Annotated in this window: 12 protein-coding genes; 6 read left to right on the top strand and 6 right to left on the bottom strand. The window is 70.9% G+C overall.

Going from position 1 to position 16,838, the window contains the following annotated elements; genetic code table 11:
- Positions 1-1,431 precede the first annotated feature (1,431 nt).
- On the top strand, positions 1,432-2,154 hold the full coding sequence (locus tag E1286_RS51660) for an SAV_6107 family HEPN domain-containing protein (protein ID WP_342776158.1): 723 nt from the start codon (positions 1,432-1,434) through the stop codon (positions 2,152-2,154).
- Positions 2,155-3,147: 993 nt separating this feature from the next.
- Here E1286_RS51660 and bldD read toward each other — a convergent pair.
- From bldD to E1286_RS05865, 6 genes are all read right to left on the bottom strand, one after another.
- On the bottom strand, positions 3,148-3,642 hold the full coding sequence (gene bldD / locus E1286_RS05890; protein ID WP_132609472.1) for a transcriptional regulator BldD: 495 nt from the start codon (positions 3,640-3,642) through the stop codon (positions 3,148-3,150).
- A gap of 302 nt (positions 3,643-3,944) precedes the next feature.
- Positions 3,945-4,802, bottom strand: coding sequence for a universal stress protein (locus tag E1286_RS05885; RefSeq protein WP_132609470.1), 858 nt, complete (start codon positions 4,800-4,802; stop codon positions 3,945-3,947).
- Positions 4,803-6,224 (bottom strand): amino acid permease, encoded by a 1,422-nt coding sequence (locus tag E1286_RS05880; protein WP_132609468.1) that lies wholly within the window; start codon positions 6,222-6,224, stop codon positions 4,803-4,805. It lies immediately after the preceding gene.
- 10 nt (positions 6,225-6,234) lie between these two features.
- The gene (gene arcC, locus E1286_RS05875) at positions 6,235-7,170 is read right to left on the bottom strand and encodes a carbamate kinase (RefSeq protein ID WP_132609466.1); all 936 of its coding nucleotides are present in this window, start codon (positions 7,168-7,170) and stop codon (positions 6,235-6,237) included.
- Entirely contained in the window at positions 7,171-8,175 is a 1,005-nt protein-coding gene (gene argF, locus E1286_RS05870; RefSeq protein ID WP_132609464.1) for an ornithine carbamoyltransferase, read from the bottom strand. It abuts the gene before it with no gap.
- A 15-nt stretch (positions 8,176-8,190) separates the two neighbouring features.
- Positions 8,191-9,435 (bottom strand): arginine deiminase, encoded by a 1,245-nt coding sequence (locus E1286_RS05865; RefSeq protein WP_132609462.1) that lies wholly within the window; start codon positions 9,433-9,435, stop codon positions 8,191-8,193.
- A 286-nt stretch (positions 9,436-9,721) separates the two neighbouring features.
- Between E1286_RS05865 and pyrR the strand changes: the two genes are divergently transcribed.
- The 5 genes from pyrR to carB are packed head-to-tail and all read left to right on the top strand — an operon-like array spanning position 9,722 to position 16,832.
- A complete protein-coding gene (gene pyrR, locus E1286_RS05860) occupies positions 9,722-10,267 on the top strand; it encodes a bifunctional pyr operon transcriptional regulator/uracil phosphoribosyltransferase PyrR (protein ID WP_132609460.1) in 546 nt (181 codons plus the stop codon).
- Entirely contained in the window at positions 10,264-11,181 is a 918-nt protein-coding gene (locus E1286_RS05855) for an aspartate carbamoyltransferase catalytic subunit (RefSeq protein ID WP_132609458.1), read from the top strand. Before pyrR ends, E1286_RS05855 begins: the two co-directional genes overlap by 4 nt.
- Positions 11,178-12,464: a dihydroorotase gene (locus tag E1286_RS05850; protein WP_132609456.1), complete on the top strand. Its 1,287-nt coding sequence runs from the start codon at positions 11,178-11,180 to the stop codon at positions 12,462-12,464. Before E1286_RS05855 ends, E1286_RS05850 begins: the two co-directional genes overlap by 4 nt.
- Positions 12,461-13,567, top strand: a complete 1,107-nt coding sequence (gene carA, locus E1286_RS05845) for a glutamine-hydrolyzing carbamoyl-phosphate synthase small subunit (RefSeq protein WP_132609454.1) — start codon at positions 12,461-12,463, stop codon at positions 13,565-13,567. Before E1286_RS05850 ends, carA begins: the two co-directional genes overlap by 4 nt.
- The gene (carB, locus tag E1286_RS05840) at positions 13,554-16,832 is read left to right on the top strand and encodes a carbamoyl-phosphate synthase large subunit (protein ID WP_132609452.1); all 3,279 of its coding nucleotides are present in this window, start codon (positions 13,554-13,556) and stop codon (positions 16,830-16,832) included. Before carA ends, carB begins: the two co-directional genes overlap by 14 nt.
- Positions 16,833-16,838 lie beyond the last annotated feature (6 nt).

Below are 16,838 nucleotides of genomic sequence, written 5' to 3'. Positions count from 1 at the left end.
GGAGAGGCCGCCTTCGCGGGCGGCACCTCCTGGAGAACGCGCTGTCCCCGTGGGCCGCGCTTGCCGGGACACGCCTGAGAACGGCCCTGGCCCTGTGGACACCGCTTACGGGAAACATGCCGAAGCAGGCGCCGGGCCGGCGGCACCCCCTGCGGACATGCCCGAAGGGGCACGGGGAGGCGTCCCTTGCGAACATGCCTGAGCTGGCATGGGGAGGCTTTCCCCTGTGAGCGGCATGCCCGTGGAGGTCCCGGCGGTCTGTGCCCGCCTGGCTCGACGGCCAGAATGGGCGGTGGCGCCGCGGTCTCCAGGTAACCAGGGGTGTGTGGGAGGCCATCGCCCCGGTGACTCCCGCCTGCCGTCCGCCGGCGGAGTCTACGAAATGATCGCCGCTTTTCGCGGAGGAATCACCCTCGTCGGGCGGACACTCGCTGGTCGGACGGGCGTGGACGGCTGGCGGTGCGCGTTCATGGTGGCCGACGTTGTCGTCACTGTTGTCGTCAGCCCGCTCACCGCGGCTCAGGCGGTCGCATCAGAACCTCTTCCACTCGGATCCGGGGACGTGGTCCCACTCTGCCATCGCCCACTCGCGGATGAGGAAAAGTGGCCGGCTGAGGACGACATCTCCTGCCCGTTGTACGCGCAGGAGGAGCCCGACGTCTGCCGATCCCGGATTTCCTTGGCATATCGGGGTGTCCAATGCCGCTCACCGGCCCGACATGGTCGAGCGCTCCGGCCACTTCACCTGCGCTCATCCCGAACCGCAGCGGCCCGACGCTGACGAGCGGGGTGCATGTCCACCGCGCCCGATCTCCGTCCTTCTTGACATCCCATATCCCCATCACGCCCCCGTAGATCCCCACGAATCTGGCCTAGATCATTCAATCAAGGCTGAGGACCCGCGTGGCCCGCGCCGAACGGGCATGCCACCCGGCGCTGTGCGGTGCCGCCCGCTGTCGCCCCGGCAATCCGGTGGATGCGTGCGCCAGGCCGTCGTGGGCGAGGCCTCCAGGATGAACGTTCGGCGAGCGATTCCGGGTGTTGCCTGGGCAGGGCGTTCAGGGGGCTCCCGGGGCGAGCGCGTTCCGGGGTGGCGCCCGGTGCGTCATGGTCGCCTTCGTCGCGAGCCCGTCTCGTGGCGCGGCCCTTCGTTCCTCCGCTTCATGCGTGCTCCCGTCCCGATCGCGGGTCCGAGGGTGTCGCGGTGAGGCGTTCTGATTGCTGTCCCGAGCAGGCGTGTTGGGGTGCCGCCCGGCGTGTCGTTCTCGCCGCCGAGGCGGGACGCTTTCGCGGTGGCGGGGGTTCCGTATGTCCTTTCTGTTCGTGTGCGGGGCCTTCTTGTCGGTCGGTACGGCGTGAGGCAGGCGTTTCTGTTCATGGTCATCGAACCTGTGTTCGTGGAACTGGTTGACACCGCGCGTGATCGAAATTATGTTCGACCTAGTGACGGTGAGGCTCGCGGCTCAGCGTCACCAAGGACCTGGTCGCGGGCCGTTCGCTTCCCCAGCGACACCCGCGGCCAGGCTCCACGGGCGAAGGGCATGTCCTCGTCGTCGGCGGAGACGAACGGGCGTGCCCTGGCCGGACGGGGAGAGGGGAAGCTCCTCGTCCGGCCGGCCCGGCGGAAATGTCGGTGGCGTCTGCGATTGTTGGCTCCACCGGCGGAGACGTCGGCCGGCCGCCCACGACTCCAAGGAGGCGCGCAAGATGGCACCACGGCCTAGAGACACACCCGGGCCCCGGCTGTCGCCTGCGGTTCGGGCACATCTGACCGATTCACGTTCGTGCCTGGCGGAGGCGACCGGCGCTCGCACCCCGGCATCGCGATATGTGGCCGCTCATTTGGCGGCGCTGCGTGCGGCCGCGGCGCTCCTGGCCGCACGTCCCCGTCCCCTGGAGGGTCGCCGGCGCCGGCTGCGCAGCGCGTGGGAGCTGCTCCCCGAGGCCGAGCCGAGCCTGGCGGAGTGGGCCGCCTACTTCTCGACGACCGCTGCCAAGCGCGCGGCCGCCGAGGCCGGCATGGTGCGCCGCATCAGCGCCGCCGAGGCCGAGGAGATCCTGGTCGAGGCGGAGACGTTCGTGGAGACCATCGAAGACCTCCTGGGCGTCCCCTCACAACCACAGCTCCCGGCGAACGTCCCCCTCGCGGGCTGACCTCGCCGGGAGCGCCCGACCCTCGCCGCACAAGTCCGGACCACCCCGAGAGCCTGGACATCCCGTACGAGAGTCCGGCTGATCGCGCGCCTCGGACAGGCCGCGGCCTGAGGCGAGCGCATGTCCAGGGATGAGCACAGGGCACCAGATGGGTGCGCCGGTCGCGTTCCGCCAGAGCGGCGGAAACCTTCGAGCGGGCCGGATGGGAACGCCTCAGAGCCGGCCGCGACGGCCGCGACGGCGATGTCCGCGTGAGGCCGGGGCGGTCATGTCCGCGTGGCGGCCAGGGTGGCGCTGCCGTCCGCCACATCGCCATCGTGGGTCGTGCGGAGCTCTACGTCGACGCCCATGGTCGGCCCTGGACCGGATCAGGGCGCCCAGCTGCCGAGAGGCGGGGCCCTCGGGGGCGTTCTCCACCCCGGACGCGTTCTTCTTCCTCAAGGGGACGTCAGCCCGCGGCGGCGCAGTCGGGCTGCTGTGCGGCGTCGGTTGTCACCCGTCGTCTTGTGTCGACGTCCTACGCAGGCTTTTGTGCGGGGATGCCGCCGGAGGGGGCGATGGCAGGTCGGTTGGGCGCAGCGTGCACGGTCGGTGTGGGTCCTTGGCACCGCCTTCGGCGCCCATGGGGCGCAGGCATGCCGATGAGGGGCCACACGTGGCCGTGGGCCCGCGTGTGGCGGGCCCACGGCTTGGGCGGGTGCCCCGAAAGCAGGGTGACCAGGGCATGGCGAAAACCGGCGTCACCGAAACCTCGGTCATGGACGAGGGAAGCGCTCCCAAGAGCAGCGGGCTCAAGGGTTCCCTGGGCAAGCGGTCTCAGCATCCCTGGTCGGCGTTCCCTGAGCTCGGCCGTTTCGGGGTTGCTCCGAGCAGGGCTCAGAGCTCCCCGGGCCGGCCGGGGACAGGGGCCGGGCGAGGGGCCTTGTGGTGGCGTACGGTGAGCTCCTGGGCGGCCGGGTGACCGGGGAGACAGACCGGCTCAGGACAGCCGCGTCAGAAGGAGTCGACCGCGCGCCGGGCCTCGGCGTCGAGGACACCCCAGCTGATCAGCTCCTCCGTCAGCTCGCCAGGCGACTTGTCATAGATCACCGCCAGGGAGCGCAGGTCCTCCTGGCGGATGGACAGCACCTTGCCGTTGTAGTCACCACGCTGGCTCTGGATGGTGGCGGCGTAGCGGGCAAGGGCGCCGGCCTTCTCCTTCGGCAGCGTCGCCAGGCGCTCCAGGTCGATCACAAGCTTGGGCGTCGGCCCGAGCGGGCTGGGGGCGGCTCCGCCCGGCAGCAGCTCGGAAACGGGCACCCCGTAGAAGTCGGCAAGTTCCGCAAGCTTCTGCACGGTCACGGCACGGTCGCCGCGCTCGTAGGAGCCCACGACCACGGCCTTCCACCTGCCACGCGACTTCTCTTCGACTCCATGCAGGGACAGGCCCTGCTGGGTGCGGATGGCGCGGAGTCTTGCACCCAGCGACTTTGCGTACTCAGACGGCATCGTGTGGCCCCCCGGCTCTCGTATGTATCGCTCTCAGTAGATTGTGCTCCCTTGCGGCGAATGCCCGCGCCACCGGGGGGTCTGGTGCCGGGTTCGGCACCATCGGTAGCCATGGCCCTGGGTTTACCCCAGAACGCCGCTGGGAGTGGTTACGGACAGTGACGGTAAAGGCGCGGGCGCTCAAGGTCAAGCTGATTGGAAAAAAGATGCCGAATCCGGTCCGGTAGGGAACGCCGCAAACGCCCCTCATGTCCCAGAACTAACAGTGCTCCGGCGGGGCTTGACGAGGGAATTCGCCCATGTCAGGGCTGTCGTGTCAAGATCATGACCGGACAGGTGGCCGCCTTGACGATTTTGATCGAGGTGTCTCCGAGGAATACCCGCCTGAGTGGCCCCGTGTCGCTGGAAGCGCATATGATCATCTCGCCGCGCAGCCAGGTGGTCGTGCCGAGCGCCTGGGCCACATTGCGCCCTTCGAGCACCTCCACGTCCACCGAGGAGCGTCCGCGCGCCGCGGCGCGCAGGTCCGCGGCGGCCTGGTCCCGCAGGCTGCCGAGCATGTCCTTCTCGATCTTCCTGCGGCGGCCGGGGCTGACCACCAGCGTGACCAGCCGCAGCGGCACGTCGAGCACCGCGGCCGTGCGGGCCGCGTCCTTGATCGCCGCGTCGCAGCCGGGGCCCCGGCGGTAGGCGAGGGTGAGGCGCTCGAACGCGGGCGGCGGGTCGTCGCCGAAGCCGCGCGGCGCCAGCAGGACCGGAACGGAGGAGGCATGCAGCAGCTGGTCGGCGGTGCTGCCCAGGGCGATGCGCCCCCTGCCGCCGCCCGGGGCAGAGCCGATCACCACCACGTCGGCGCCGCTCCTTCGCGCCAGCTCCAGGAGCCCCCTGCCGCTGCCACGGTAGGGGTGGGTGACGTACTCGGCGTCGTCGCCGGCCAGTTCGCGGGCCTGGTCCAGCATGGCGGCGGCCTGCTCGCGCAGGTACGCCCGCCAGGCGCTCTCCTCGGCCTTGGACGGCCCAGGAGCCGACCAGGCGGGCGGCTGCACGGTCGCCACCGTCAGGCGGGCGTGCACGCGCTCCCTGAGCAGCAGGGCCAGGCACAGGCCGTCGCGGCCCCGCGGCCCGGCGACGTATCCGGCCAGCACGTTGTCGAGCTTCATTCAGCGCACCTCGGCATTCAGCCGCGAATGGCCATAGCCGTACAGGAAGTAGCAGGCCAGGCCGACGAGCATCCACAGCGCGAACGCCAGCCAGGTCACCCCGGCCAGCCCCGCCATCACCACGACGCACATGACCGCGCCGAGCACCGGCGTGGCAGGGAAGAACGGCGTGCGGAAGCTGCGCGGCAGCTCGGGACTGCGGTAACGCAGCACGAGCACGCCGACGTTGACGATGGCGAAGGCGAACAGGGTGCCGATGCTGGTCGCCTCGGCGAGCTGCCCGAGCGGCACCAGCCCGGCCAGCACGGAGATGAACGCCGCCACGATGAGCGTGTTGGCGACCGGCACCTGGCGGCGGGGGCTGACCCGCTGGAAGACCCGGGGGATGAGCCCGTCGCGGGACATCGCGAACAGGATGCGGGTCTGGCCGTAGATGACGGTGAGCACGACGCTGGCGATCGCGACGACCGCGCCGAACGACACGATCAGCCCCGGCCAGGTGGCGCCCATGGCCAGGTCGGCGATGTGCGACAGGCTCGCCTCGGTGCCCTCCGGGTCGAAGTCCGTCCAGGGCATCGCCCCGACGGCGGCCAGCGCCACCAGCACGTACACGGCCGTCACGATGGCCAGCGACAGGATGATCGCCAGCGGCAGGTCGCGCTTGGGGTTCTTGGCCTCCTCGCCGGCCGTCGAGGCGGCGTCGAAGCCGATGTAGGAGAAGAAGACCTGCGAGGCCGCCGCCGTGATGCCGGCCACCCCCATGGGCGCGAACGGCGCGAGGTTGCCCGACCGGAACGCCGTGAACGCCACCACGCAGAAGAACAGCAGCACCGCCACCTTGATCAGCACGAAGAACGCGTTCGCCGTGGCGCTCTCGGAGGCCCCGCGCAGCAGCAACCAGGTGGCCAGCAGCACGATGACGATCGCGGCGACGTTGACCACGCCGCCGTCCTGGCCGGGGGAGCGGGTGATCGCGTCGGGCAGCGCGACGCCGGCCAGCGAGCCCAGGAACGCGTTGAGGTACTCGCCCCAGCCCACGGCCACGGCCGCCACCGAGACGGCGTACTCCAGCATCAGGCACCAGCCGCAGACCCAGGCGACCAGCTCGCCCAGCGTCGCGTACGCGTAGGAGTAGGACGAGCCGGACACCGGGATCGTCCCGGCCAGCTCGGCGTACGACAGTGCCGACAGCAGCGCGGTGAACGCCGCCAGCACGAAGGCCAGCACCACCGCGGGACCGGCCTTGGGCACCGCCTGCCCGAGGATGACGAAGATGCCCGTGCCCAGCGTGGCGCCGACGCTGAACAGCGTCAGCTGCCACAGGGACATGGTGCGGCGCAGATCGCCGCCCTCGCCGTGACCACCCTCGGCCACGATGCGCTCGGTCGGCTTGGTCCGCAGCAGCCGCTCGGCCGGCGTCAATCCGCACCCCCTACAGCGTGCTCGTCAGGGGCCACCTGCCGTTGGGCGTGATGATCGTCCCGGCGGTGCCGGCGAGGATGCCCTCGGCCTCGTCCAGCTTCCCGATGGCGGCCATGTCGCCGGTGGTCTCCACGAACCGGCAGGCCGCCTCCACCTTCGGCCCCATCGAGCCGTCGGGGAAGTCGAGCGCGCGCAGCTCGTGGGGCGTGGTGTGGCCGATCTCCGTCTGCTGCGGCGTGCCGAAACCGCGCATCACGCGCGGTACGTCGGTCAGGCTCAGGAACGCGTCGCACTCCAGGGACTCGGCCAGCATCGCCGCGGTGAGGTCCTTGTCCACGACGGCCTCCACGCCGGACAGCCGCCCGGCCTCGTCGCGGACGACCGGGATGCCGCCGCCGCCCGCGCACACCACGATCACGCCCTGGCCGAGCATCCGGCGGATCAGCCGGGTCTCCACGATGCGCTGAGGGGTGGGGGAGGGCATCACGCGCCGCCAGTGGCCGCCGTCGGGCCGGACGGTCCAGCCTCGTTCGGCGGCCAGCTTCTCGGCCTCCTCCTGCTCGTAGACCGGGCCGACGAACTTGGTGGGGTTCGCGAAGGCGGGATCGACCGCCGTCACGAGCGTCTGCGTGACCATGGCGAGGACCTGCCGGCCGGGCAGCGCGTTCTGCAGCGCCTGCTGCATCCAGTAGCCGATCATGCCCTGCGTCTGCGCACCCAGCACGTCGAACGGGTACGGCCTGCTCAGCGCCGGGTCGGCGGCGCTCTCCAGGGCCAGCATGCCCACCTGGGGGCCGTTGCCGTGGGTGATGACCAGCTCGTGCTCGACGGCGAGCCTGGCCAGCGACTTGACGGCCGTGCGGACGTTGGCGGCCTGCACGTCGGCGTCGGGCCGCTCGCCGCGCCGCAGGACCGCGTTGCCGCCCAGTGCCACGATGACCCGCATTCAGTCTCCCAGCGTGGCGACCATGATCGCCTTGATCGTGTGGAGCCGGTTCTCGGCCTGGTCGAAGACGATCGAGCGCCGCGACTCGAAGACGCCCTCGGTCACCTCCAGCGCGTCGAGCCCCGTCCGGTCGTAGACCTCCCGCCCGACCCGCGTCCGCGGGTTGTGCAGGGCGGGCAGGCAGTGCATGAACCGCACGCCCGGGTTGCCGGTGGACTCCACCACGAGCTCGTTGACCTGGTACGGCAGCAGCAGCTTGATGCGCTCGTCCCACACCTCGGCCGGCTCGCCCATCGACACCCACACGTCGGTGTAGAGGAAGTCGACCCCCTTGACGCCCCCGGTGACGTCGTCGGTCAGGGTGATGCGGGCGCCGGTTCCCGCGGCGATCTCCTGGGCGGGCTTGACCACCAGATCGGGGTCGGGCCACAGCGCCCTCGGGCCGACCATCCGCACGTCCATGCCGAACATCGCCCCCGCGACCAGCAGCGACTGGCCCACGTTGTTGCGCGTGTCGCCGAGGTAGGCGAGCGACAGCTCGCGCAGCGGCCGGCCGGCGTGCTCGCGCATGGTGAGCATGTCGGCCAGCGTCTGCGTGGGGTGCCACTCGTCGGTCAGGCCGTTCCAGACCGGCACGCCGGCCAGCGCCGCCAGCTCCTCGACGCGCGCCTGCGCGCCGCCGCGGTACTCGATGCCGTCGAACATCCGGCCCAGCACCCGCGCGGTGTCGCCGACCGACTCCTTGTGCCCGAGCTCCGACCCGGCCGCGTCGAGGGACGTCACGTACGCGCCCTCCTCGCGGGCGGCCACCTCGAAGGCGCAGCGGGTGCCGGTGGAGGCCTTCTCGAAGACCAGCGCGATGTGCCGGCCCCGCAGCCGCTGCCGCTCGTCGCCGGCCCGCCGGCCGGCCTTCAGCTCGGCCGACAGCCGCAGCAGGTGGCCGAGCTCGGCGGGCGTGAAGTCGAGCTCCTTGAGAAAGCAGCGGTTACGCAGGTCGACAGCCATGCGGATCAGGTCCCCCTAGACGCCGTCACGTTCGAGCGGGCAGCTCATGCACCGCGGCCCCCCGCGCCCTCGGCCGAGCTCGCTGCCCCTGATCGTGATCACTTCGATGCCGTTGTCGCGCAGGTAGTTGTTGGTCGTGGTGTTGCGCTCGTAGGCGATGACCAGGCCGGGCGCCAGCGCCAGCCCGTTGCAGCCGTCGTCCCACTGCTCGCGTTCGGCGGCGTAGACGTCCTGGGTGGGGGTCAGGACGGTGATGTCCGGCAGGTCGAGGGCGTGCGCGATGGCCTTGTGCATGTCCTGCGGCGGGTGGTCGGTGACCTTGAGCTCCTTGGGGGTGTCGCCGGGCTCGATCGTGTACGACGGCAGCATGCCGAGACCCGCGTACTTGGTGAACACGCCCACGTCGAGCATCGTCATCACGGTGTCGAGGTGCATGAACGCCCGCGCCTTCGGCATGTCGAGCGCCACGATGCGTTGCGCCGAGCCGGCCCGGAACAACCGCTGGGCGAGCATCTCGACCGCCTGCGGCTGGGTGCGCTCGCTCATCCCGACGAGCACCGCGCCCCGGCCGAGGACCAGCACGTCGCCGCCCTCCAGCGTGGCGGGCGCCATCGACCGGCCGGGCAACCAGCAGTGGTAGCCGCCCTCGCCGGGCCGGTTGAAGCCGCCGGCGAACAACGGGTGGTACATGTAGACGGCCTCCATGTTGACCGTCTCCCGCATGCGGGCCTTCTTGCGCATCGCGTTGATCGACACGCCGTCGTAGACCCAGCAGGACGTGTCGCGGGTGAACAGGTGGTTGGGCAGCGGCGGCAGGATGAAGTCGTCGTCGGCCAGCGCGTGGAAGGTGACCGCCTTGGGCTCGCAGCCCATCTCGACGATCTCCCGCTTGGTGATGCCGCCGGTCAGGTAGAGCTGCAGTGTCGCCGCGTCCATCCCGTCGAGGGTGTTGCGGATGTCGTCGATGGCCACCGGGCCGAGCCAGCGCTCGTCCACGACCGAGTCGAGGATGTGCTTGCGCGCCTCGGGGATCTCGACGGTCTCCCTGAGCAGGTCGGCCAGCAGGTGCACGCGCACGCCGTGGTCGGTGAGCACCTTCGCGAACTCCGCGTGCTCCTCGATCGCGCGCTGCACCCACAGCACGTCGTCGAACAGGAAGGCGTCCTTGGTGGTCGGGGTCAGCCGCTTGAGCGCCAGGTCGGGGGTGTGCAGCAGGACCTGCCGCAGCCGCCCCACCTCGGAATCGACATGAAATGCCATCTCTGCTGTATCCCCCTCGGGGGCGCGGCCTCACGCCCGCAGGGCCCGCCCTCGTACGCGTCCTGGGGAACCGCCGCCCAGGACGTCCTGTGATCTGCCCCGCCGGCGGCGGGCTGACACCGTGCGGGCGCAGAGGGGGGAGGGAAAATTACCGGTTCGCGGCCTTGGGCTGGAATCGGCGCCACGGAGGGGGCCCGCGTTGTGGCTGGTAGCCCCTGGTAATGTGTGTCGCGACCAATCCTTTAAGACCCGTCCCGTGAGGCGGGAAAGGTGGTGAGTTTTCGTCATGTCCGATTCCCGGGCCGTTCTCGAGGCCCCGGACATTCACCGGGCGTTGACCCGCATCGCGCACGAGATCCTCGAGCGCACCAAGGGCGCGGGCGACGTCGTCCTCCTCGGCATCCCGACCCGCGGCGCCACGCTGGCCCGCCGGCTCGGCGACCGCATCGAGCGCTTCGAAGGCGTCAAGGCCCCTGTCGGCTCCATCGACATCACGATGTACCGCGACGACCTGCGGCGTGGACCGGCCCGGCCGCTCGGCCGCACCGAGCTGCCGCCCGACGGCATCGACGGCAGGGTCGTGGTGCTCGTCGACGACGTCCTCTACTCCGGCCGCACCGTCCGTGCCGCGCTGGACGCGCTCAACGACCTCGGCCGTCCCGCCGCCGTCCAGCTCGCCACGCTGGTCGACCGCGGCCACCGCGAGCTGCCCATCCGCGCCGACTACGTCGGCAAGAACCTCCCGACGGCCAAGAGCGAGAAGGTCAAGGTCTACCTGGAGGAGACCGACGGCCGCGACGCCGTCCTGCTCATGAAGGAGGGCGCGAGGTGAACCGGCACCTGATCTCCGCGGGCGACCTGGCCAAGGACGACGCGCTGCTCATTCTCGACACCGCCGAGGAGCTGGCGCGAGTCTCGGAACGCTCCATCAAGAAGCTGCCCACGCTGCGCGGGCGCACGGTGGTCAACCTGTTCTTCGAAGACTCCACCCGCACGCGCATCTCGTTCGAGGCGGCGGCCAAGCGGCTGTCCGCCGACGTGATCAACTTCTCGGCCAAGGGGTCGAGCGTGTCCAAGGGCGAGTCGCTCAAGGACACCGCGCTCACCCTGGAGGCCATGGGCGCCGACGCGGTCGTCATCCGCCACTCGGCCTCCGGCGCGCCCTACCGCCTGGCCACGTGGGTGCACGGCAGCGTGGTCAACGCCGGCGACGGCACCCACGAGCACCCCACGCAGGCGCTGCTCGACGCCTTCTCCATGCGCCGCCGGCTGGGCGGCCTGGAGGGGCGCAAGGTCACGATCGTCGGCGACGTGCTGCACAGCCGGGTCGCCCGCTCCAACGTGCTGCTGCTGCACACGCTCGGCGCCGAGGTCACGCTGGTGGCCCCGCCCACGCTGCTGCCCGTCTCGGTCGGCAGCTGGCCGTGCGAGGTGTCGTACGACCTCGACGCGGTGCTGCCCAAGTCCGACGTGGTGATGATGCTGCGGGTGCAGAAGGAGCGGATGAACGCCGCGTACTTCCCGAGCGAGCGCGAATACTCCCGCCGCTACGGTCTCGACCGTGACCGGTTCGCGAAGATGCCCGACGACGCGATCGTCATGCACCCGGGGCCGATGAACCGGGGCATGGAGATCGCCGCCGAGGTGGCCGACTCGGCGCGCTCCACGATCGTCGAGCAGGTCGCCAACGGGGTGACCATCCGCATGGCCGTCCTGTACCTGCTGCTCGGGGGAGAGATCGCATGATCATTCGAAATGTCAGGATCCTGGGCGGCGAGCCGGTGGACATCCGGCTCGCGGACGGGATGATCGCCGAGATCGGGCAGGGGCTCGACGGGCCGGAGAGCGTCGACGGCGCGGGAGCGATCGCGCTGCCCGGGCTCGTCGACCTGCACACCCACCTGCGCGAGCCGGGCCGCGAGGACGCCGAGACCGTGCAGACCGGCACCCAGTCCGCCGCCCGGGGCGGCTACACCGCCGTGCACGCCATGGCCAACACCTCGCCCGTCGCCGACACCGCCGGCGTGGTCGAGCAGGTGTGGCGGCTCGGCCGCGAGTTCGGCCACTGCGACGTCCACCCGGTCGGCGCCGTGACCGTCGGGCTGGAGGGCAGGCAGCTCGCCGAGCTCGGCGCCATGGCCGACTCCGCGGCCCGCGTGCGCGTCTTCTCCGACGACGGCAAGTGCGTCGACGACGCGGTGCTGATGCGCCGCGCCCTGGAGTACGTCAAGGCGTTCGACGGCGTCGTCGCCCAGCACGCCCAGGAGCCGAGGCTCACCTCCGGCGCCCAGATGAACGAAGGCGTCGTCTCCGGCAGGCTCGGCCTCACCGGCTGGCCGGCCGTGGCCGAGGAGGCGGTCATCGCCCGCGACTGCCTGCTGGCCGCCCACGTCGGCTCCCGGCTGCACGTCTGCCACGTCTCCACGGCGGGCTCCGTCGAGATCCTGCGCTGGGCCAAGTCCAAGGGCTGGAACGTCACCGCCGAGGTCACCCCCCACCACCTGCTGCTCACCGACGACCTGGTCGAGGAGTCGCCGGTGGGCGCGTACAACCCGATCTACAAGGTCAACCCGCCGCTGCGCACCCGCGCCGACGTCGAGGCGCTGCGCGCCGCGCTGGCCGACGGCACGATCGACGCCGTGGCCACCGACCACGCCCCCCACCCGGTCGAGGACAAGGAGACCGAGTGGTCGGCCGCGGCCATGGGCATGGTCGGCCTGGAGACCGCGCTCAGCGTCGTCCAGGAGGCCATGGTCGAGACCGGCCTGCTCGACTGGGCCGGCGTGGCCGAGCGCATGTCCGTCGTGCCGGCCCGCATCGGCCGCCTGGCCGGGCACGGGCAGCCGCTCCAGGCGGGCTCCCCGGCCAACATCACGCTCTACGACCCGTCCGTACGCACCAAGGTGGATCCGTCCGCCTTCGCGTCGAAGAGCAGGAACACCCCCTACGAGGGCATGACGCTGCCCGGCCGGGTGGTGGCCACGTTCCTGCGCGGCAGGCCGACCGTTCTCGAAGGGAAGCTGGTTTGAACACAGCGCTGCTGGTCCTGGAAGACGGCCGCGTCTTCCACGGGACCCCGTACGGCGCCGAGGGCGAGACGTTCGGCGAGATGGTCTTCAACACCGGCATGACCGGCTACCAGGAGACCCTCACGGACCCCTCCTACCACCGTCAGATCGTCGCCATGACGGCGCCCCACATCGGCAACACCGGCGTCAACGACGAAGACCCCGAGTCCCGGCGCGTCTGGGTGGCCGGTTACGTCGTGCGCGAGCCGTCCCGGATCGTCTCCAACTGGCGGGCCACCCGCTCGCTGGACGACTACCTCAAGGAGCAGGGCGTCGTCGGGATCGCCATCCCCGGCACCCGCGCCCTGACCCGCCACCTGCGCGAGCGCGGCGCCATGCGCGCCGGCATCTTCACCGCGCCGTCCGAGCCGGTCGAGGAGCTGGTCGAGCGCGTACGCCGCTCACCGGGCATGGAAGGAGCCGATCTGGCCGCCGAGGTGGCCACGACCGAGCCCTATGTCGTGCCGGCCATCGGCGGCAGGCGCTACGCCGTGGCGGCGGTCGATCTCGGCATCAAGGGGATGACGCCGCAGCGCATGGCCGAGCGCGGCTGCGAGGTGCACGTGCTGCCGGCGACCGCGACGTTCGACGACATCATGGCGGTCGGGCCCGACGGCGTCTTCTTCTCCAACGGGCCGGGCGACCCGGCCACGGCCGACGTCTCGGCGCTGCGGGAGGTGCTCGGGGCCGGGGTGCCGTTCTTCGGCATCTGCTTCGGCAACCAGCTGTTCGGCCGGGCGCTGGGGCTGTCGACGTACAAGCTGCGTTACGGCCACCGCGGCGTCAACCAGCCGGTCCAGGACGTCCGCACCGGCAAGGTCGAGATCTCCGCCCACAACCACGGGTTCGCCGTGGAAGCGCCGCTCGACGGGCCGTTCGAGACGCCCTTCGGGCCGGCCGAGGTCAGCCACGTCAACCTCAACGACCGCTGCGTCGAGGGCCTGCGCCTGCTGGAGCGGCCCGCCTTCAGCGTCCAGTACCACCCGGAGGCCGCCGCCGGGCCGCACGACGCCGCCTACCTGTTCGACGAGTTCTGTGAGGTCATGAGCCGTGCCCAAGCGTGAGGACATCAGGTCCGTCCTGGTCATCGGCTCGGGGCCGATCGTGATCGGACAGGCCTGCGAGTTCGACTACTCCGGCACTCAGGCGTGCCGCGTGCTGCGCGCCGAGGGGTTCCGCGTCATCCTCGTCAACAGCAACCCCGCGACGATCATGACCGACCCGGAGTTCGCCGACGCCACGTACGTCGAGCCGATCACCCCCGAGTACGTCGAGAAGATCATCGCCAAGGAGCGCCCCGACGCGCTCCTGCCGACGCTGGGCGGCCAGACCGCGCTCAACACCGCGGTCGCCCTGCACGAGTCGGGCGTCCTGGCCAAGTACGAGGTCGAGCTGATCGGCGCCGACTTCGACGCCATCCAGGCGGGGGAGAACCGCGAGCGGTTCAAGGAGATCGTCGCCAAGGTCGCCCGCGAGCACGGTCTCAACGCCGAGTCGGCCAAGTCGGTCATCTGCCACACCATGGACGAATGCCTGGCCGCCGCTGAGGAGCTGGGCTACCCGCTGGTGGTGCGGCCGTCGTTCACCATGGGCGGGGTCGGCTCCGGGTTCGCCCACACCGCCGACGACCTGCGGCGCATCGCCGGCGCCGGGCTCGACGCGTCCCCGACCACCGAGGTGCTCCTGGAGGAGTCGATCCTCGGCTGGAAGGAGTACGAGCTCGAGGTCATGCGCGACAAGGCCGACAACGTCGTCATCGTCTGCTCCATCGAGAACATCGACCCGATGGGCGTCCACACCGGCGACAGCGTCACCGTCGCGCCCGCGCTGACCCTGACCGACCGCGAATACCAGAACATGCGCGACGTCGCCATCGCGGTCATCCGCGAGGTCGGCGTCGACACCGGCGGCTGCAACATCCAGTTCGCGGTCGACCCGCGCACCGGCCGCATGATCGTCATCGAGATGAACCCGCGCGTGTCGCGCTCGTCGGCGCTGGCCTCCAAGGCCACCGGCTTCCCGATCGCGAAGATCGCCGCCAAGCTGGCCATCGGTTACACGCTCGACGAGATCCCCAACGACATCACCAAGGAGACGCCGGCCTCCTTCGAGCCGACGCTCGACTACATCGTGGTGAAGGTGCCGCGCTTCGCGTTCGAGAAGTTCCGCGGCGCCGACCAGACGCTCACCACCCACATGAAGTCGGTCGGCGAGGCCATGGCCATCGGCCGGTCCTTCCCCGAGGCGCTGCAGAAGGCGCTGCGCTCGCTGGAGAAGAAGAACTCCTCCTTCACCTGGGCGGGCCCGCTCGTGCCGAAGGACGAGCTGCTGGAGCGCTGCCGCGTCCCGCACGACGGGCGGCTGCGCACGATGCAGCAGGCCATCAGGGCGGGCGCCACCCCCGAGGAGCTGTACACCGCCACCAGCGTCGACCCGTGGTTCATCGACCAGCTCTTCGGCATCCACGAGACGGCCGAGGCCGTCGCCGAAGCGCCCGAGCTGACCGCCGAGGTGCTCGAGCAGGCCAAGCACCTCGGGTTCAGCGACGCGCAGATCGGCGAGATCCGCGGCATCGACGAGGCCAGGGTGCGCGACCTGCGCCACGCCCTCGGGCTGCGGCCGGTCTACAACACCGTCGACACCTGCGCCGCCGAGTTCGCCGCCAAGACGCCGTACCTCTACTCCACCTACGACGAGGAGACCGAGGTCCCCGCGGGTGAGCGGGAGAAGGTCATCATCCTCGGCTCCGGGCCCAACCGCATCGGGCAGGGCATCGAGTTCGACTACGCGTGCGTGCACGCCTCGTTCGAGCTGTCGCGGGCCGGGTTCGAGACCGTCATGGTCAACTGCAACCCCGAGACCGTCTCGACCGACTACGACACCTCCGACCGGCTCTACTTCGAGCCGCTCACGCTGGAGGACGTCCTGGAGGTCGTCCACGCCGAGCAGCAGACCGGCACGGTCGCGGGCGTGATCGTGCAGCTCGGCGGGCAGACGCCGCTGGGCCTGGCGCAGGCGCTGAAGGACGCCGGGGTGCCCGTGGTCGGCACCTCGCCCGAGTCGATCCACCTCGCCGAGGAGCGCGGCGCGTTCGGGCGGGTGCTCGCCGAGGCGGGGCTGCCCGCGCCCAAGCACGGCACCGCGCTGACCGTGGCCGAGGCCGTGGAGATCGCCGAGGAGATCGCCTACCCCGTGCTGGTGCGCCCCTCCTACGTGCTCGGCGGCGCCGGCATGGCCATCGTCTACGACGAGGACACCCTCACCCGGTACATGTCCGCCCAGGAGGGCGGCCACCCGGTGCTGATCGACAAGTTCCTCGACGAGGCCATCGAGATCGACGTCGACGCCCTCTACGACGGCGTGGAGCTCTACCTCGGCGGCGTCATGGAGCACATCGAGGAGGCCGGCATCCACTCCGGCGACTCGGCCTGCGCCCTGCCGCCGATCACGCTCGGCAGCCACGACATCAAGCGCATCCGCGCCGCCACCGAGGCGATCGCCGCGGGGGTGGGCGTGCGAGGCCTGCTCAACGTCCAGTACGCCATGTCCGCCGGCGTCCTGTACGTGCTGGAGGCCAACCCGCGCGCCAGCCGTACGGTGCCGTTCGTGTCGAAGGCCACGGCGACGCCGCTGGCCAAGGCGGCGGCCCGGGTGATGCTCGGGGCGTCGATCGCCTCGCTGCGCGAGGAGGGCATGCTGCCCGCCACCGGCGACGGCGGCACGCTGCCGATGGAGGCGTCCATCGCGGTCAAGGAGGCCGTGCTGCCCTTCAACCGCTTCCGCGGCGTCGACATCGTGCTCGGGCCCGAGATGCGCTCCACGGGCGAGGTCATGGGCATCGACGAGTTCTTCGGCATCGCGTACGCCAAGTCGCAGGCGGGCGCCTACGGCGAGCTCCCGACGAAGGGACGCGCGTTCGTTTCCGTCGCCAACAGGGACAAGCGTGCGATGATCTTCCCTGTGAGGGCGCTGGCCGACCTGGGCTTCGAGATCCTGGCCACCGAGGGCACCGCGGAGGTGCTGCGCCGCAACGGCGTCCATGCCAAGATCGTGCGAAAGCACAGCGAGGGACCGGGGCCCGGAGGTGAGCCAACGAGCGTGCAGTGCATCCTCGACGGCGAGGTCGACCTGATCGTCAACACGCCCTTCGGCGAGTCGGGGACGCGGCTCGACGGCTACGACATCCGCACGGCCGCCGTACTGCGCGGCATCCCGTGCATCACCACGGTCGCGGGACTCGCCGCGGCGGCGGCGGGCATCCAGGCGATCGTACGCGGCGACGTCGGCGTACGGTCGCTGCAGGAGCACGCACGGGCACTCCGGGGCTGACCCGGG

This window comes from Nonomuraea terrae (assembly GCF_004348995.1).
In the GTDB taxonomy this organism is placed as follows: domain Bacteria; phylum Actinomycetota; class Actinomycetes; order Streptosporangiales; family Streptosporangiaceae; genus Nonomuraea; species Nonomuraea terrae.
This window is presented reverse-complemented; position numbering and strand designations above follow the sequence as displayed.